Raw genomic sequence first — 19,804 nt, forward strand, 5'->3', positions numbered from 1 at the left:
ATATGCGTTTCCCGTTCGTGCGACCGCCCTCAGTGACGAGGGAGAAGAACTTATATGATCAACCATATTACACAAATTTCCAAAACGCCTATCTTCCTTTTAAAATGCCTTGTATGCGTATCATCATTTGAAAAAATCATGAACTCATTTGGCTCTTACTTTCATTCCCTTTCACTTCCGAGTAATATATAGATATTACGTGAAAGGGAGAGCAAGATGGACTACATTATTAATTTACTCAACGAACCTCTCATTTTAGTCTTTATTATTTTATTTATCGGTTCCTGGTTCGGATCACTCAAAATAAGTGGAATCAGTCTCGGAACCTCTGGTGTGCTTCTCATAGCGATGGTATTTGGACATTTTGGATTTCAAGTGTCACCTATCGTCCAAAGCTTGGGCTTGAGCCTATTTATTGTCGCAGTTGGCTTACAAGCAGGGCCGCGCTTTTTCCGTATGATGCGTTCCAATGGCCTTGTCTTCGGAATTATCGCTCTGCTCATCGTAACGGTATCAATTGGCACAACCGTTATCGTGTCTAAGCTACTTGATTTATCGCCGGGACTGAGTGTCGGTCTAATGACTGGTGCGCTCACATCGACGCCCGGACTTGCTGCAGCTTTGCAAGCGACAAATGATCCACTTGCTTCTGTCGGCTACGGGATTGCTTATCCATTTGGTGTGCTTGCACTCGTGCTTTTTGTTCAATTATTGCCCCGTATCGGGAAATATGATCTACAAAAAGACCTGGACGAAGCAAACAATCCAATCAAGACAGAGGAATCACCAGAGTTCATGACTGTTGAAGTCACGAATCCTGACTTTGATAAAAAGACATTAGAAGAGCTTGCGTTTAATAAAAAATCGATCGTGATCAGTCGGGTTATTCGCAACCAGCATACGATGATTGCGGTCAGCGACACTGTCATCTTGCTTGGAGATGAGCTTGTGGCTGTCGGTGTGAAGCCCGAACTCGATGCGTTTTGTGAATATGCCGGTAAACAGGTTGATACACATCTCGACAACCCTGACAACATTCAACTTCGAAAAGTCACAGTTGATTCAGATAATATTGCTGGTAAAAGCTTGAAAAAGCTTTGTCTCAGACATGACTATGGTACAACCGTTACACGTATTGAGCGTGAAGGTCTGGAGCTGAATCAAAATCCAAATATGCCCCTCATGCGCGGTGATGTGTTGACGATGGTCAGCAGTGAATCTCGACTTGATGAGGTTGAGCAGTTATTCTCTAAGAAAAAGCTTGCCGTTACGAATATCGATATCTTTTCCATTAGCATTACGCTTTTAATAGGCATTCTAGTTGGGATGATCCCTATTCCAATTCCAGGCCTTGGCGTCATTAGCTTAGGCACAGCAGGCGGACCACTATTTGTAGCGCTCATTATTGGGCACTTTGGAAAACTCGGTCCGATTCATGTGCGGTATTACGGTCGATCGAATCAAGTCGTTCAAGAACTCGGTCTCGTCCTGTTCTTAGCAGGTGCGGGCACAACTGCAGGTCAAGGACTTCTTGATGTTGTCCAAGCAGAAGGACTAAAGCTCGTATTAGGTGGAACGATCATCACTGTTATACCAATTCTCATTGGCTACCTAATCGCTAATAAGCTGTTTAAGCTGAGCATCGTCCATTCACTCGGAGCGTTATGTGGTGGGATGACAAGTACCCCTGCACTCGGGTCCTTGAATCAATTAATCGACTCTGAAGATCCAGCTGTTGCTTATGCAGCAGCATACCCATTCGCATTAATTTTCATTGCGATAGCTGCACAACTTGTTGTCTATATCATGTAAATAGAGCATATAAAAACATTCAACAGCTGAGCAGAATCTGTCTGTACGCTGACTTCAGTTAAGTATTTTTGAAGAACGTTGAACTTCAAGTGCGAGCACCGCTTTCTTTGCGGTGCTCGTCAATTCTTGCGCCGTTTTCGCCGATTCTCGCACCGTTTTCGCCGATTCCTATGCCATGTTCGCCGATTCTTACGCCATGTTCGCCGATTCTTACGCCGTTTTCGCCGATTCTTGCGCCGATTTCGCCAATTCTCACGCCATGTTCGTCATTTCCTACGTCGCGCTCGCCGTTTCCTACGCCGCGCTCTCCGATTTACACACGAACCTCCCCTCCTCCACTTAATAATTCCATATAATGCCACAACCATTTATACTAATGATAAAGTAACCAAATCCAATCCATTGGACATAACTTTTTAAAGGAGATCAATCATATGAGCAGACAATGGTGGAAGGAAAGTGTTGTTTATCAAATTTATCCGCGAAGCTTTAAGGATAGTAACGGCGATGGAATTGGCGATATTAATGGTATTACGGAAAAACTCGATTATTTAAAAGAGCTGGGAATTGATGTGATCTGGCTCTCCCCTGTTTATGATTCGCCGAATGATGACAATGGCTATGATATTCGCGATTACCAGGCTATTATGGCTGAGTTTGGCACAATGACTGACTGGGATACAATGCTTGACGAGATTCATAAGCGTGATATGAAATTAATAATGGACCTTGTTGTCAATCATACGTCTGATGAGCATCAATGGTTTGTGGAATCACGCCGTTCTAAGGATAACGCGTATCGCGACTACTATATTTGGCGACCGGGGAAAAATGGTCAAGAACCGACGAATTGGGAGGCAGCCTTTAGCGGTTCTGCATGGCACTATAACGAAGCTACTGACGACTATTATTTACATCTTTTTTCCAAAAAACAGCCGGATCTGAATTGGGAAAATCCCACCCTAAGAAAAGATGTTTACAAGATGATGACGTGGTGGCTTGACAAAGGAATTGACGGCTTTCGCATGGATGTCATCAATTTCATTTCTAAGGATCAACGCTTTCCTGACGGTGAGCCTGCTCCTGGGAAACGCTATGTATCAGGGCATCAACACTTTATGAATGGACCACGTATTCATGAATTTTTACAAGAAATGCACCGAGAAGTTCTATCCAACTACGATGTGATGACGGTCGGTGAAATGCCTGGTGCAACACCAGAAGAAGCCCAGCTTTATACAGGTGAGGAACGGAACGAATTAAATATGGTGTTTCATTTTGAACATATGGACATTGATTCAGGCCCTTCAGGTAAATGGGATGTGATCCCGTGGTTACTAAAAGAACTAAAAGATATTTTGTCAAAATGGCAGTTCGCTTTGCAAAACGATGGCTGGAACAGTTTGTATTGGAATAATCACGATCAACCGCGCGTTGTCTCACGATTCGGTGACGATGGCCAGTACCGTGAAAAATCCGCCAAAATGCTAGCTACGACACTGCATATGATGAAGGGCACACCCTTTATTTATCAAGGGGAAGAAATCGGCATGACGAATGTCGCTTTTGATCACATTGACGACTACCGTGACATTGAAACGCTGAATATGTATGAGGAACAACTCAATAAAGGACATACTGCTGAAGAACTTATGAAAGCAATCCATGTTAAATCACGGGACAATGCTCGTACACCAATGCAATGGAATGCTGATGAGCATGCTGGTTTTACAGATGGTTCACCGTGGATCAAGGTCAATCCAAACTATCAAACGATTAATGCTGCATTTGCATTGAACAACCCTGATTCTATTTTCCATTATTACAAGAAGTTAATTCAACTTAGAAAAACACATGACGTTATTTTATATGGTGATTATCACCTGTTAGAGGCCGATAGTGAAGCGCTTTTTGCTTACACACGCACACTAAACAGGACCGGACTTCTAGTCGTGAGTAACTTCACAAAAGAGGCGCAATCCTTCAGCATTCCTGATGATTGCAACATTCGTAATCTATTAATAACCAACGAACTAGAGCTAGATGAATCTAGCAATGATCAAATCACTCTAACACCGTTTGCAACACGTGTGTACACATACACACTATAAACCAGACATGACGATAAACGGGACAGTCCTTCCAATCTGTCCCGTTTTACTATGTATATGGAATAATAAATGCTCTGAGCAACTCATTCTTCGCCTAATAAATCCTTAACACATTCCATGCTCTACATGCGCCCCGACCTAATAATCGTGTAAATCATCAGGATAAACATCAACGTTGCAATGACTGAGCCAATTTCGATCACGGGTAAACGCCATAAAACTGTCGTTTGTCCCGATATTGCTGCACCAATAATCAAACCAACCATTAAAATGCTAAATGCAAGAAGTATGATGCTAAAAGACAGTCTGTTGCTGATTCGATCAAGTCGCTTCAAAACAGTTTGCAAATCCGTCACATGAATGTCCAAGCGCAACTTTCCTTTTTTAATCATCGTCGTAACGTCTTTAATATTATGAGGCAAATCAGAAAGCACCCGAATCATATCAACCAGTTCTTCTACTGACTGGCTGACGATATTTTTAGGATGATACCGATCTTTCATCAGCTTCTTAGCATATGGTTCGACAGCCTTCATAATACTAAAATCGGGATTTAAACGGCGAACAATTTCTTCAAGAGATAAAATCACTTTTCCAAGTATGGCGATATCTGATGGGATTTCAATTTCATGACGGTAAGCAATGACGAACACCTCCATCATGACTGCCGCCAAGCTCACATCAGCAAGTGGGACATCATAATATTTGTCTTGAAGCCGATCAAGATCTTTGCTAAGTGCCGTCTGATCTGTATCTGCCTCTAACAGTCCCATCCCTGAAAACGTCTGAATCATACCCTTCGTATTCCCATCATGTAAATGAATCAGTAATGACGCAAAATGATACCGTAACTCTTTACTAAGCCGTCCGACCATCCCGAAATCAAGATATGCAATTGTATGATCTGGCAAAATAAAAATATTCCCTGGATGTGGATCACCATGAAAATACCCATGCTCCAACACTTGGGACAGCATGGAATTAGCGAGACGCTCGGTTATGATATCGAGGTCATATCCCTCGTCAACAAGTGTCTCAACATGACTCACTTTAATGCCCTCGATGCGCGCCATCGTTAGTACTTTTTTCGTAGTAAACGACCAATAAACAGCTGGTACATAGATGTTCGCATCATGCGTAAACTGCTTACGAATGCGCTCACCGTTACGCCCCTCTGTATTGTAATCAAGTTCATCTCGTAGCGAGTAAGAAAATTCATCAATCATATCTTGAATTCGGTAAGCTTTAGCCCAATTCGTTCGCTCTTCTAATATCCGAACAATATGATGAACAATATCAAGATCTGTTTCAATCGTTGGTTGAATGTCTGGTCGCTGAACCTTTACTGCAACTTCTTCTCCTGTGAGTAAACGCGCCGCATGAACTTGGCCAATTGAGGCCGTGGCAAGCGGGGTTTCACTGAAGCTCTGAAACAGATTATCCAGCGTGTTACCAAGCTCGGATTCCACAATGCGACGAACATCTTCAAAGGCAATGGCCTGCACATCGTCCTGAAGCTTTTCCAGCTCTGCAATGATTTCTTGAGGAATCATATCTCGGCGTGAGCTCGCAATTTGCCCCAGCTTAATAAATGTCGGTCCTAATTCCTGTAAAGACGCCCGAAGCTTGATGCCGATATCACGAAAGTTCATATCAACATCTTCTTGAAGGCCTGCTGGAGGGCGCTTTGTTAATCCCACCCGAAAGAGAACATGACTGAAGCCGTTTTTAAAAAAGACATTTAAAATTTCCTGGAATCGTTTCGTATGCTTTATCCTTTTACCGATCATTATAGACACCGCCTTCCGACTCCTTATGCATCTAGCTTTAGTATATCATACACATTGTATTTATTAGGCCGTAAATCTCTCTACCACAAATAGTTCGGAACTCAAAACACCTAACATATCGCACTTTTTTTAAAAATAAGTATTGACATTTACTCTATTGTTCATTATTGTGTATGTAATAATTTAACAATTTAAAAACATCTAAACGCATTCATAATTCTAAAGACCCTTACCAATTTGTCGCCAGACATCATGCGTTTAAATTTCCCAACAAGACACCTTCAACATCGTGCAACATAGACCTTTCTATCACAGCCTTATCACAGACCACCTAATGTTTAAACACACTCACCTCTAAGATGAACTTTCATATCATCACAACCAGCTTAGAAAAACACATATGCTCTATTGTTATACATATCTTACGCATTTTAGTAATGATTCATGTTTGTCATTCATTATTCGCATTTTTTATTTTCATATTATTCCGAACGGAGTGTTGTCTATGGCAGAGCAGCCAGTCCTCGATATTGACAAATTAAAAACCTATTTTTATCTTGATGATGAAAAAGTGGCTAAAGCCGTTGATGATGTTTCATTTTCCGTTTATCCGGGTGAAACGGTCGCACTTGTTGGTGAATCAGGTAGTGGAAAAAGCGTCACAGCCCTTTCAATTATGCAATTAATTAATAAACCAGGGCGCATTGTTGAAGGTACCATCGTGATGAATGGCAAAGAACTACTACAAATGAAGCCCAAACAAATGACAAAAGTACGCGGTAACGACATTGCCATGGTCTTTCAGGAGCCGATGACAGCTCTTAATCCAGTGTTTACCATCGGAAATCAGATTACGGAAATGATTAGAAAGCATCAAAAATCAAGTAAGAATCAAGCACGAGAAAAGGCGATTGAATTATTGAAAACGGTTGGGATACCTCGTGCTGAAGACATTATGAATGAATATCCGCATCAGCTTTCAGGAGGAATGAGGCAACGTGTCATGATTGCCATTGCCATTTCTTGTGAACCAGCTTTACTTATTGCAGATGAGCCGACAACAGCGCTAGATGTTACCATTCAAGCCCAAATTCTCGATTTAATGGCGGACATGCGCGACAAGTATCATATGTCACTCTTATTAATTACACATGATCTCGGTGTTGTTTCAGAATATGCTGATCGCGTTATGGTCATGTACGGCGGACAGATTGTTGAAGAAGGTCCAACGAAAGAACTGTTGCGAACGACGAATCACCCGTATACAAAAGGCTTACTAAACAGCCTACCAAACATAGACAAACACGTTGATCGACTGGAAACGATCAAAGGGACAGTCCCAGCGGCATTTAATTTTCCCAAAGGGTGTCGTTTTTCAACACGGTGTCCTTATGTCATGGACAAATGTCTGGAATCAAATCCTGAAATAACAGAAGTTGGGCCGGAGCATTACGTCCGCTGCTATCTACATGAGAATGGAGGGATACCGAATGACGAATCAAGATAAACACGTTGCTGAGCTCACTCGAGATCATTCGGATCACCAGCAATTATTGGATCAGGACACACTTATTTCTGTGAAAAATGTTAAGAAATACTTCCCCGTTAAAGGCGGAATTTTAAAGCGAACTGTTGGGCATATCAAAGCCGTTGATGACGTATCCTTTGATATAAAAGAAGGTGAAACACTCGGTGTTGTCGGCGAATCAGGGTCTGGAAAGTCAACACTTGGACGTGTCATCCTACGCTTACTTGAGCCGACTGATGGGCGTATTTTATTCGAAGGTGCAGACATTGCACATATCGGAAATCGAAAAATGCGTGAGCACCGTAAAAACATGCAAATTGTTTTTCAAGACCCACTTGCATCCTTGAATCCGAAAATGAGTGTCGGGGAGCTTATCGAGGAGCCATTACTCGTACAAACATCAGCTACAAAAGCTGAACGAAAGCAAAAATCAATCGAGCTTTTAGAAAAAGTTGGGCTCCGAGCAAGTGACCGAACAAAATATCCTCACGAATTTTCCGGTGGGCAAAGACAGCGCATCAGTATCGCAAGAGCACTTGCACTCAATCCGAAATTTGTCATTTGTGATGAGCCTGTTTCAGCACTCGATGTGTCTATACAAGCCCAGGTTCTTAACCTCATGAAGGATTTGCAGGATGAATTTGGCTTAACTTACTTATTTATTGCCCACGACCTTGGCGTCGTCAAACATATTAGTGACCGTGTTGCCGTTATGTATTTAGGACGTATCGCAGAAATTGCACCAAAAGACGAGATTTATAAAAATCCAAAACACCCCTATACGCAGGCACTACTTACATCTATTCCAGTCGTTGACACTGGTGAAGACACTATACAGCGCGAGAAAGTCAAAATTTCTGGAGAGTTGCCGAGTCCAGCAGATCCACCATCAGGGTGCACATTCAGAACGAGGTGTCCGTTTGTTCATGACCGCTGTGCAGCAGAAAGACCCGAGCTAAAAGAAACTGAAAATGGGCATTATGTCGCGTGTCATTTATATACATGATTGTAGACGTATTATTTTCGGGAGGTGATAGCACCAAAAATCGTCTATGTTGATGTCGTTAAGAACAATGGTTACCACTAAAAAGGGGGAATTGCTTTGATTAAACGGTTTAGACTTGGATTATTGCTCTTCGTTCTACTCTTTTCATTCGCCTTCTTACTTACTGCATGTAGCGAAGACACAACAAGCAACGATAACGGAACTGATACTAATCAGAATGAAAATGAAGGTGAAAATGAAGGCAACAATGAGGAAGAGGAAGAAGAAGAACCAGCGGATGAAGGGCCACAAATGGGTGGTACAATAACTGGTGCTATGGATACAGCGCCATCTGGTGTCTTCAACCCAATTTTTTATGAAGAAGCATATGAAGCAAACATTCTTGACTTCACACACGAAGGCTTAGTCGGGCAAAACGATAAGCTTGAATTTGTTGAAGGTCTTGCAACAGATTGGGAAATTAACGATGATCAAACCGAAATCACTTTAACGTTGAAAGACGGTGTTAAGTGGCATGACGGTGAGCCATTCACAGCTGAGGACGTTGTCTTTACGTATCAGTCTATCGCCAGCCCTGGATATATCGAAGCTGGAGGCGTCCGTTCAACATATGCGAATAAATTAGTCGGTTATGAAGCTTTCGAAAGCGGCGAAACGGAGGAGTTTGAAGGTGTTGTCGCTGAAGATGAACTTACTGTTACGTTTAAGTTCAAAGAGCCTAACGTAACCATTTTGAAGGATGTCGGTTTCCCGATCATTCCAAAGCATGTTTTTGAAGGCATTCCGATCGAAGAAGTTCCTGAGCATGAGGCGACTCTTGATCCAGGAAAAGTCATCGGTACAGGACCATTTAAGTTCACAGAAATGCTTGAGCGTGAGCAGTACGTGCTCGAAAAGCATGCTGACTACTGGCAAGGTGAACCATACTTGGATAAAATCGTATGGCGCGTCGTTGAACAGTCTGTCATGCTTGGCCTCCTAGAAAAAGGAGAAATTGACTTTATCTCTGATCCAAACGGTGTTCCACCAGCAGACTATGAAGATGTCGCTGCAATGGATCACGTTGAAATTATCGAACAAACAGACTTTGGTTACCAGCTTATGGGCTTCAAAATGAATCACAGAACAGCTGCTGATGTCGAATCTGGCACATTGAATCCAGATAACTGGGTCGAGAATGAAGACATGGGCGAAAAGCTCGTTCGTCAAGCGATGGCTTATGCGGTTGACCGTAAAACAATTGTTGAAAAACTATTGCTCGGACACGGCGCAGTCATCAATGCACCAATTGCGCAACAGTTCTGGGCGTATGATGAAAGTGCTGTAACAGACTATTCATTTGATCCAGACAAATCTGCCGAATTATTGGATGAAGCGGGCTACGTTGATGAAGACGGAGATGGATTCAGAGAAACTCCAGATGGCGAAGAATGGGTTGTCAATCTGAACTATCCAACTGGAAACAAGTTACGTGAACGTGTCGCACCGATTTTAGCTGAATTCTTTGAAGACGTTGGCATTAAAATGGATTTGAGACAGCCAAAAGAAATGTCAGCTTACGTTAAAGAATTGACAGAAGATAGCACAGATTGGGATCTGTACTTGCTCGGCTGGAGCCTTGGTAGCGGTGACCCAGATCCATCAGGCTTATGGACAATAGAAGCAGGGTATAACTTCTCTCGCTGGAACAACCCAGATTCAGATCAGTTAATTGCAGATGCAATGAAAGCGCCAGAAGCATTTGATCAATCATACCGTGAGGAGAAATACTCTGAATGGCAATCGCTCTTCTCTGACGACCTGCCAGCACTATTGCTCTTTGCACAAAATAAGATTTATGCACACAACAAGAACCTCAATGGGATTGACCCATTGCCGTATTCTATGAATAACGATCCACATCTATGGTGGTTATCGCAAGAGTAATGTGTTTAAAACAGATCTTTAATAGAGAGCGTGCGGTGCTCGCCGCATGCTTTCTATTTTAAAACGGAAATTAATCACGCACCCGTTTAGACTAAAGGGGGTAGATTCATGTATCAATACATCATTCGTCGCACACTTGTTTTTATTCCAATGCTGTTCGCTCTAACAGTCATCGTATTCACACTGGCACTACTTGCTCCCGGTGATGCATTTACAGGAAAATCACTCGCTGATCCCAACGTAGATCCCGAGGTTTATGAAAGGCAACGTGAGGAAGCCGGTTTGAATGATGCGATACCAGTTCAATATGGACGGTGGATCAGCAATGTGGCGCAAGGTGATTTTGGAAAATCACTCGTATTCAACGGTCGCTCAGTCTCGGAATTAATCGAGGCGAGGTTGGCTAACACGCTTTACCTCGGTCTGTTCTCATTATTCATTACACTCGTTGTCTCAATACCGATCGGAATATACTCTGCCAAACATCCCTATTCACTTCTAGATTACGGTGCGACAGGGTTTGGGTTTTTAGGTCTTGCCATACCGAACTTTTTCTTCGGACTGATTGCCATTTATGTTTTGGCCATCCAGCTTGATTGGTTTCCCGCACAGGGAACACTTGATGAACCTGGTATGACAGGTATAGAAGCGTTAAAAAGTCGGCTTCATCATATGGTTTTGCCCGGCATTACACTCGGACTGGCCGGAACAGCCACCTATATGCGATATATGCGTTCGGAGGTACTTGACGTGCTAGGAAGTGATTACATTCGGACAGCTCGAGCTAAAGGGATGTCTGATCGTAATGTTCTTTATAAACACACACTGCGTAACGCACTCATTCCAATTATTACATTGATGGGCTTTGAAATTGGTATGTTGCTTAGTGGTGCTGTCATTACCGAACAGGTCTTTAATTATCCAGGACTCGGGACACTGTTTTTAAGCTCTGTCGTCAATCGGGATTTTCCTGTTGTAATGGCGATCGCCATGCTACTTGGAATCCTAATTCTTGTCGGCAATCTGTTGGCAGACATTTTTTACAGTATTATCGATCCGAGAATTCGCTACGATTGAGGTGAACGTTTATGCAATCAACTCCACAACATACGTTTTCAACGGACCCGGACAACCAGCCACAAGATGATCAGCTCAAAAGCCGAAGCCCGTTTCAATTAGCGATGCGCCGATTTTTAAGAAATAAATTGGCTGTCATCAGCGTCTTTGTCATATTGATCATCATTATACTTAGTGTTATGGCACCCGTGTTCACAGACCAGGACCCGGAACAAACAGACTTATTTAAAATTGAAGAACATCCAAGCAAAGAAAACATTCTCGGAACGAATGGTCAAGGCCAAGATAATTTTGCGCGTCTCCTCTATGGTGGACGTGTATCACTTATAGTTGGCTTTAGTGCAATGACCTTTACACTTTTGATTGGTGTTGTTCTCGGCTCTATTGCGGGTTATTACGGTGGGATTATCGATAACATTATCATGCGCGCAGCTGACATTATGCTTATGCTCCCATTCCTTGTACTTGCTTTGACCATAATGGCCATTGTCGATCGTGTCACAATCCCATTTTTCATCACGATCATCGCATTAACAACGTGGCCATCCTTAACACGGATTATAAGGGGCACATACTTGTCACTCCGCGAACAGGAATTTGTTCTCGGGGCACGCGCAATTGGTGCAAGTGACTTTCGGATTGTGTTTAAGCACTTCATTCCGAATGCAATCGGCCCCATTGTCGTAAATGCTACACTTATGATGGCAAGCTATATCATTATTGAATCCGCCTTAAGCTTTATCGGCTTCGGTATTCCACAGCCAACACCAACATGGGGGAATATGATTTCAGAAGCTCAAAATGTGCGTATTCTACGGGATCATCCAGAAGCTTGGATTCCACCTGGATTTGCCATTTTAATTACCGTGCTCGCCATCAACTTTATCGGTGATGGTTTAAGAGATGCATTTGATCCGAAAAGTTCCCAACGATGATGTCTATCATACAGAAAATAACGAGTATGACGCAATCAATGCGATTCATACTCGTTTTCTAATGACCATGTGCAATGCTTAATAAACGCAACGTCAATCTCCTACTTGTCTATAAACTATTTTCCATCGTTATTCCACGCTAAATTGTGCAGCTAATGTCGCACTTAATTCTAATCCAGTAGACTCAAATGCTTTGACGACACGATACGTTCCAGGCGTGAGTTGATTTAAGTCTATCGTTTGATCATACAACTCATTAGGATTTAATAAAATAGCGATATCATTAAATCCAGTTTCTAAAGGAACAACCTTCCATTCATCGTTTACTTTTTTCTCAATCGTATAATATGTCCCTAAAGATAAAAAGGTAGGACCGGCATTTTCAAGCTTAATGGTTGCCTTTTCATCAGACTTGTCATACACATCTTGATCTGTCGTTAACTGAGCATTTATTTCAGGTGTCGGAACATATATCATACCAACCATCGTATCTTCCACTTGACTGTGTCGATCCAATATTTCTACACTTAGCACATAGACCACATTTTCTTTGTCAGGAAGCTGATTCACGTAAATATCTTGTTCATTCGTAACCGCATCCACATGCACAATATCTTCCACAATCAATTCTGATCGCGCATATGTTTGATCACGTGCGGTTAATTGAATACGGACATTTTTATCGATGGTCACACTACCGTTATGATGCCCGAGGGTGACCACATAATCCTCCCCTGCTCTCATCGTCCCTGACGAAAGTCCATACCCTAGCTGTCCCTCTCCATTATGCATAAACCATTGACCAGTCGGCATATCATACTCTGTTTGGTCAACAAGCTCGCCAAAACTCGTCAAGTAAGAATTAGGCGGCACAAAAAAGTCACCCTTCGGAGAATCTGGATGACCGATCTGACTGGATAATACCCCGTGCCCCTTCTTCCAGTCAACTTCACGGTTTGCCTCTTTACCGCTTTCACCACACCCAGCAAGAAATAACAGTAAGCTAAAGAACAGCAAAGTAACGGTCTGCCTCTGTCTCTTATGTCTATGAGTCGCCATAATAACCTCCTTCTGTCTTTATAAGTAGACGGTAGGCGGTCACAAAAGTTGCACTGAATGAAAAAATAGAGCCGGAACTGAGATGTCCGCCTCTACCTTTCTCATAATCTTAATTGTCGAGTGTGCCAGAAACAATTTTCCCCGCTTTCATCACGGCTTTTCTTGCTGGTTTCCGAGCGACTAATTCAGCTGATGAACTGACATCTGCAAACACAAAATCTGCTGCATCGGATGTTTTTGGCCACTGCTGATTGCCATTTTCATCAAGCGGTGTGACGCCGCCTGTACACCATTTCAATGCTTTGCGCAAGCTAGCTTCATCCTTCATCCCTGACATTTCACAAAAGGTTGTCGCCTTTTCCAGTACATCTCCTGTACCAAACGGTCCCCAAGAATCGTAAAAGCCATCACAGCCAAAGTGGACGCCGACACCGTGAGCATCAAGGAGTTTTATAGGCGGTAATGTCTTCGTTAATGGAATCGTTGACATGACATCCATTCCTTGATACTTCATGCGTTCAGCAAGTTCTTGTTGCTTCATAATAGGCACTTCTCCGATTGCAAATGCATGACTTGCTGCCGTTCTGTTCTGCCAACCAGCTTCTTCAACAAAATCCAACCATTTTTCAATCGTGTACCATCCGACATGGCCATCATCATGAATATGAATGTCGACGTCCGCGTCAAACTCTGCTGCTAGATTCATCGTCATATCGAGAGACTTTTCAATTGAACCATCAATACCAGCCGGATCAAGACCACCGATCATCGTTGCACCATTACGCATCGCTTCTCGCATTAATTGTGGGACATCATTATTTAATAGTCCGTGCTGTGGAAAGGCAATCACGTCAGCGGTGACGGCATGTTTATACTTATCCAAAGCGGAGAGGACCCCTTCAAGATTTTTCAAGCCGATATACGGATCGATGTTTACGTGTGTCCGAATATGTGTTGAGCCGTGTGATAAAATGGTTTTAATCATTTCTTCAGCACGTGCTTCGGCCGTCTCAGCTAAGCTTTCCAGCTCACGTGCTTCATGAGCCAACCGCTCTTTTAAGCTATTAACAGGAATACATGAGCGCCACCCGAGTCCCATATATGTTTTATCAAGATGGTTATGCATTTCTCTGAACGCCGGTACAGCTAAATACCCATGTGCATCAATCGTATTGACAGTCGTTTCCGGAAGCTGTTCAGTCGCTAATATTTGGTCGACGATTTTTCCGTCTTGTAGCTTCAAATGAAACAAATCTGTCGTTGTATATGTGTAATTGTTGTCATCGGTATAAGATCCTGTTTCTAATTTAACGTTGAGTAACCATGTTGCATCCATAATTCGATCCCCTTTCTATTCCGATATTTTATTGCCGTTGGAAATCGTATGCACGATTGCTTTCCGACGCGCGACGACCTCTGCAGATGATACAGCATCAACTAAAACGATATTTGCCTGATCACCAACTGCCGGCCATACTTGTTCGCCCGCTTCATTTAAAGGCGTTAATCCACCGCTTGCATATTTCCATACTTGGCCTAAGCTTTTCTCGTCAATCATCTTAAAGCGTTCGGCTAACACGCTTAGCTTCTCAACCGTATTCCCTGTTCCAAACGGACTCCAGTGGTCTGTCAAACTATCATGACCGACAGACACTGTAATCCCATTCGCATCAAGGCGTGGAATAGGGATTGTTGGGCGGTCAATTGGAACAGTCGTCGTAACATCAATACCTGCATCTCGAAGGATCGTCATCATATGTTCTAACGGCTTTCCGTCAATGTCGCCAAGGGCTATACCATGACTGATTGTCACACGGCCTTCTAATCCATGCTGATGTGTAAGCTCTGCTAGCTTTTCAAAATTGTAAAAGCCGAGCGTATCTTTATCATGTAAATGAATGTCGACTCCGGCATTTGCTTCGCTAGCAATATCAAATGTGAGTGCCAAAGACGTATCCAAATCCATATCCACTGTTGCCGGGTCAACGCCACCAACAAGTGTAGCACCCATTTGCATCGCTTGACGCATCAATGGTTCGACCTTGGAACGGAGTAATCCGTGTTGCGGAAAAGCAACGATGTCATACGTAATTTGATCAGAGAACTTTTCAAGAACAGAAACAGTTGCCTCAAGATTTTTCAATCCTATAGATGGATCGATATTACAATGCGTTCGGATATGTGTATGTCCTTGATTAATCAAATGCTTTACAACGATTTCAGCCCGTTCTGTTATCGTTTCTAATTGAACAGGCAATAACTGCGTTTCTTCTTCAATTCTCGTAAAAATACCATTCGTAATGGGCTTGCATGCTTTCCACGGTCCTCCGAAATACGTTTTATCAATGTGGATATGCATTTCTCTAAAACTCGGCAGGCACAATGCACCAGCTGCATCTAATACCGCAAGACCATCAGCTGCTTCAATGTCATCAGCAATTTGCTCTATGACACCATCTTCTATCAAAATATCCTTTTGTTCTGTTTCTGTTTTTGTTGGTTGTCCACTTTCCTCAACTAAACCCGATTCAAGCAGGACATTTTTCAACAATAAATTCCCCATCTTAGAACCCTCCTATAAAAGAGGCTGGAACATGATTTAAAATTTAACGTAAAAGCCAAACAATGCTCAGCACTAGCTCCGGAAATACACGTAGACTCCTGTAGGAGGAAGGCATAGGTGAGACCCCACAGTGCGTGGGGAAGGAAGGCTAAAATCGCGACGTCATGTCGCAACGCCTTCATGACCAACGTCCTGTTGGCCCGAGGCTCACCAGCCGCCTACGGTCTCCTAAGTTCGGCGCGTCCTGTGCCAACGTCGACACTAAACCGTCCTGGTTGTCGGTCGCGAAGTGTATTTCCGGAGCGGCGGTATTATTCGGATTTTAATTTAGTTAAACCTCTTTTGTCCCAGCCACTAGTTTTGTATCTGCTTACTTCGTCAATGTTGCGCTGTTGATGTCCAAGTAACCAACTGGTGTAATGCTGAAGCCTTGGACAGCTTCGTTGGCAGCAGCTAACTGCTCATAGTTACGAATTGGAACGTAGACCGCTTCTTCAAGCTCAATTTGTTGTGTTTGAGCGTATATTTCCTTACGCTTTTCAGGATCGGATACAGCACGTCCTTCCTCAATCAACTGATCAACCTGTTCATTCGTATAGAAGAATGAATTTCCAGCTGATCCGTGTGAATCAGAGTGGAACAAATTGTACTGGTTATAATCACCATCACCAGTTGCGTTACCCCAACCACTAATGAACATATCATTGTCACCAGTATCAATTGATTCAATAAAAGCACCATATTCTAATACTTGAATGTTAACATTTAGACCAATCCCCTTCAACTGAGACTGGATGACCTCTGCCATATCAATCCGCTCTTTCCGGTCACTCGTAATAAGCTGGATTTCTTGCGACGTATCAACACCACTCTCTTTTACGAGTTCCTTCGCTTTATTAATATCGTATTCATACGGTGTTGCGTCTTTGCTATAGCCAAACACATTAGGACTCAATGCAGAATTGGCCAATGTACCGACATTGTTATAAATCCCTTCGATAATCGCTTCACGCTCAATCGCATGACTGACCGCTTGGCGAAGCTTTACATTTTCAAAGATTGGCGATTGTGTATTAAAGCCAAGGTACTCAACAGCTAACCCTTCAACACGCTCAATTCTTAAATTATCTGTGTTGTTAATGCGTTCAATGTCATTAACAGGAACTTCATCTGTAATATGGGCTTCGCCTGTTTCAAGCATTGCAAGTCTTGTAGAGCCTTCAGGAACAACCTCAAATACGACTTTATCAACACCGGCTTGCTCGCCCCAATAGTCTTCATTTTTAACGAGTGTTATATCTTGACCTGAATTCCATTTCTCAAATTTAAATGGACCTGTGCCGTTTGGCGTTTTTGAAAGTGATTCAGGATCATTTTTAACAATTTCTGGATTTAGTATGCTTGCTTCCTGACTTGATAGAATCGACATCAGTGGTGCATATGGCTCGGACAATATGAGCTGGACGGTTTGATCATTAACGACTTTTACTTCTTGGATCATGCTCACTTTATCACGCTGTGGAGAGCCTGTCTCTGGATCGAGTAATCGATCATATGTCACTTTAACTGCTTCAGCATTAAATGGTGTACCATCATGGAACGTCACACCTTCTTTAAGCTTAAATTCCCAAGTGGTTTCATCAATTGGCTCCCATGATTCTGCCAATTTAGGAACGATGTTCATATCCTGATCAAAAGCAACGAGCGTTTCATACACTTTGCCGTGCAGCACATTAGCTGTCGGAATATTTGTGATGAAATGAGGATCCATATTGGTTGCATCGGATTGAATGGCAATTTTTAGTGTGCCACCCTTTTCTCCTGCCCCACCAGCTTCATTACCTTCTCCGTTATCGTCTGTTCCACTACCACCTGTTGAACAGGCACCTAATATAAGAACAAACACCATCATAATAAGTACACCAACATAACCAAACTGTTTCTTCAATTGTCTTCACTCCTTTTTAGTTTCGCTTGAACCTTATCAAACAGTATAAAAGATTCCGACGTCATTTTTTTATAAAATATTTACCTTGTTTACAAAGATTTTTACAATTATAAAAAAAGAGATTGCATTTAAACATTCATTCTTCTATCTTTGGCTATATCATCATTCTACAAAATAAGGAGGCGTTCATACATGGACCAATCGCTTCAAGACATCAAACAATCTTTTAAACAAATAAGAAAGGAAAGGCGCAAAGAGAACTTCAAAGCATTCTTCGAGACGTTTTTAAAAAATAAAATTGCCGTGGCAGGTGGGGTTTTATTACTTTGTTATACATTTGTCGCTTTATTCGCTCCATGGATTGCCCCATATGACCCATTCGAAATGGATTTATTCAATAAGCTTCAGCCTCCTTCCTTAGATCATTGGATGGGAACCGATGATAAAGGACGCGATATTTTAAGCCGCATTATTTATGGTTCTAGGCTGTCAATGGGGGTTGGTTTTGCCGCTGTTTTATTCGGTGCTTCTTTCGGCATTATGATGGGGATGGTCGCTGGGTATTACGGTGGTTGGGTAGATGCCATCATTAGTCGTTCACTTGATGTCATGCTTGCCTTTCCTGGCATTCTTCTCGCACTTGCAATAATTAGTGCGCTCGGTCCAAGTCTGTTTAATGTAACCGTAGCGGTAGGCGTATTTTCGATTCCTCTTTTTGGTCGAATTGCGCGTGGTTCGACAATGGAAGTGAGGCATATGGAATATATTGAAGCTGTTCGCTCGCTCGGTGGCAATGATGGGATCATTATTTTTCGGCATATCTTTCCTAATATACTCTCACCATTAATTGTTCAAGGAACACTCCGATTAGCAACAGCTATTTTATCAGCTGCTGGACTATCCTTCTTAGGACTTGGCGCTGCTCCACCTTCACCTGAATGGGGCGCCATGCTATCAAGTGGTAGGGATTTCTTTTTCTCTGCACCATACATTGCTATTTTTCCAGGCATTACAATCGCCTTACTCGTCATGGGCTTCAATTTATTTGGTGACGGGTTAAGAGATGCACTCGATCCACGAATGAAATCTTAAGATACGTATTTAACGACAAAGGAGGCATTATCATGCTGTTATTTATTATTAAAAGGCTGTTACAAACGATTCCTGTTATTTTCGGTGTCACACTCGTCGTCTTTCTGATTATGCAAATGGTTCCTGGCGATACGGCACAGGTGCTCGCGGGTGAAGGTGCCTCACAAGAAACGATAGAGGATTTGCGAGAAGAATACGGACTTAACGATCCCCTACACGTTCAATATTTTGACTATATGAAAGGGCTTCTGCAAGGTGACATGGGGCAATCATTAAAAAATGAACGACCTGTCATCGATGAAATTATGGTGCGACTACCGATCTCGATTGAATTAGCCATATACGCCACAATTGTAACGATCATTTTTGGCATCACTGCAGGTATCATCTCTGCTGTCCGGCCTTATTCCGCATCAGATATGACTGTTATGGTCATTGCACTACTTGGCATATCATTCCCAAGCTTTTGGCTCGGTATGATCTTAATGTTTATTTTTTCTGTGGAGCTCCAATGGTTGCCAGTATCCGGATGGGACAGTGTTCAGCATATGGTTTTACCTGTACTCGCTCTCGGAACAGCTGGTGCAGCCATCGTTGCTCGTATGACACGCTCCAGCATGCTGGAAGTCGTCAGACAAGATTACATTCGAACTGCTAAAGCAAAAGGAATCAAAAATTATCTCATCATTTACAAGCATACATTAAGAAATGCTTTGATCCCTGTCATTACAGTTGTCGGCTTGCAGTTTGGCGCTTTACTCGGTGGGACCGTTCTAATTGAATCTGTTTTTGCCATTAACGGACTCGGCCGCCTCATTCTTGAATCAATCCGTATGCGTGATTTGCCAATGGTTCAAGGTGGCGTTCTCGTTGCGTCGATCATCTTCGTGCTCGTCAATTTATTCGTAGACATTTTATATAAATTCTTCAACCGTCGAATCGATATTAACTAGGGAG

General features: G+C 42.6%; 14 protein-coding genes. 9 read left to right on the forward strand and 5 right to left on the reverse strand.

Annotated features, from left to right (window positions below; translation table 11 throughout):
• The first annotated feature begins 216 nt into the window (after positions 1–216).
• A complete protein-coding gene (locus HPC67_RS04325; protein ID WP_217586189.1) occupies positions 217–1,812 on the forward strand; it encodes an aspartate:alanine exchanger family transporter in 1,596 nt (531 codons plus the stop codon).
• 434 nt (positions 1,813–2,246) lie between these two features.
• Complete coding sequence (locus HPC67_RS04330; protein WP_217586190.1) at positions 2,247–3,923, forward strand: glycoside hydrolase family 13 protein; 1,677 nt, start codon at positions 2,247–2,249, stop codon at positions 3,921–3,923.
• A gap of 122 nt (positions 3,924–4,045) precedes the next feature.
• Here HPC67_RS04330 and HPC67_RS04335 read toward each other — a convergent pair whose 3' ends face one another.
• Positions 4,046–5,713: an ABC1 kinase family protein gene (locus tag HPC67_RS04335; protein WP_217586191.1), complete on the reverse strand. Its 1,668-nt coding sequence runs from the start codon at positions 5,711–5,713 to the stop codon at positions 4,046–4,048.
• Between the two features lie 505 nt (positions 5,714–6,218).
• On the opposite strand from HPC67_RS04335, the gene HPC67_RS04340 reads away from it, so the two are divergent.
• From HPC67_RS04340 to opp4C, 5 genes are all read left to right on the forward strand, one after another.
• Complete coding sequence (locus HPC67_RS04340; protein WP_217586192.1) at positions 6,219–7,220, forward strand: ABC transporter ATP-binding protein; 1,002 nt, start codon at positions 6,219–6,221, stop codon at positions 7,218–7,220.
• A complete protein-coding gene (locus tag HPC67_RS04345; protein ID WP_217586193.1) occupies positions 7,204–8,247 on the forward strand; it encodes an ABC transporter ATP-binding protein in 1,044 nt (347 codons plus the stop codon). Before HPC67_RS04340 ends, HPC67_RS04345 begins: the two co-directional genes overlap by 17 nt.
• 96 nt (positions 8,248–8,343) lie before the next feature.
• The gene (locus HPC67_RS04350) at positions 8,344–10,173 is read left to right on the forward strand and encodes a peptide-binding protein (RefSeq protein WP_246569622.1); all 1,830 of its coding nucleotides are present in this window, start codon (positions 8,344–8,346) and stop codon (positions 10,171–10,173) included.
• A gap of 108 nt (positions 10,174–10,281) precedes the next feature.
• Positions 10,282–11,250: an ABC transporter permease gene (locus HPC67_RS04355; protein WP_217586194.1), complete on the forward strand. Its 969-nt coding sequence runs from the start codon at positions 10,282–10,284 to the stop codon at positions 11,248–11,250.
• Between the two features lie 11 nt (positions 11,251–11,261).
• A complete protein-coding gene (gene opp4C, locus HPC67_RS04360) occupies positions 11,262–12,185 on the forward strand; it encodes an oligopeptide ABC transporter permease (protein WP_217586195.1) in 924 nt (307 codons plus the stop codon).
• Between the two features lie 129 nt (positions 12,186–12,314).
• On the opposite strand, the gene HPC67_RS04365 is transcribed toward opp4C, so the two are convergent.
• From HPC67_RS04365 to HPC67_RS04380, 4 genes are all read right to left on the reverse strand, one after another.
• Positions 12,315–13,244, reverse strand: coding sequence for an immunoglobulin-like domain-containing protein (locus HPC67_RS04365; RefSeq protein ID WP_217586196.1), 930 nt, complete (start codon positions 13,242–13,244; stop codon positions 12,315–12,317).
• A 109-nt stretch (positions 13,245–13,353) separates the two neighbouring features.
• Positions 13,354–14,580 carry an amidohydrolase gene (locus HPC67_RS04370; RefSeq protein ID WP_217586197.1) on the reverse strand — a complete coding sequence of 409 codons (1,227 nt, stop codon included), beginning with the start codon at positions 14,578–14,580 and terminating at the stop codon, positions 13,354–13,356.
• Positions 14,581–14,595: 15 nt separating this feature from the next.
• Entirely contained in the window at positions 14,596–15,807 is a 1,212-nt protein-coding gene (locus HPC67_RS04375; RefSeq protein WP_217586198.1) for an amidohydrolase, read from the reverse strand.
• Positions 15,808–16,177: 370 nt separating this feature from the next.
• Positions 16,178–17,719, reverse strand: coding sequence for a glutathione ABC transporter substrate-binding protein (locus HPC67_RS04380; RefSeq protein WP_217586263.1), 1,542 nt, complete (start codon positions 17,717–17,719; stop codon positions 16,178–16,180).
• A gap of 228 nt (positions 17,720–17,947) precedes the next feature.
• On the opposite strand from HPC67_RS04380, the gene HPC67_RS04385 reads away from it, so the two are divergent.
• Both HPC67_RS04385 and HPC67_RS04390 read left to right on the forward strand, forming a co-directional pair.
• Positions 17,948–18,847, forward strand: coding sequence for an ABC transporter permease (locus HPC67_RS04385; protein WP_217586199.1), 900 nt, complete (start codon positions 17,948–17,950; stop codon positions 18,845–18,847).
• A 32-nt stretch (positions 18,848–18,879) separates the two neighbouring features.
• Positions 18,880–19,800, forward strand: coding sequence for an ABC transporter permease (locus tag HPC67_RS04390; RefSeq protein WP_217586200.1), 921 nt, complete (start codon positions 18,880–18,882; stop codon positions 19,798–19,800).
• Positions 19,801–19,804 lie beyond the last annotated feature (4 nt).

It is taken from the genome of Lentibacillus saliphilus (assembly GCF_019093865.1).
Lineage (GTDB): Bacteria > Bacillota > Bacilli > Bacillales > Amphibacillaceae > Lentibacillus_B > Lentibacillus_B saliphilus.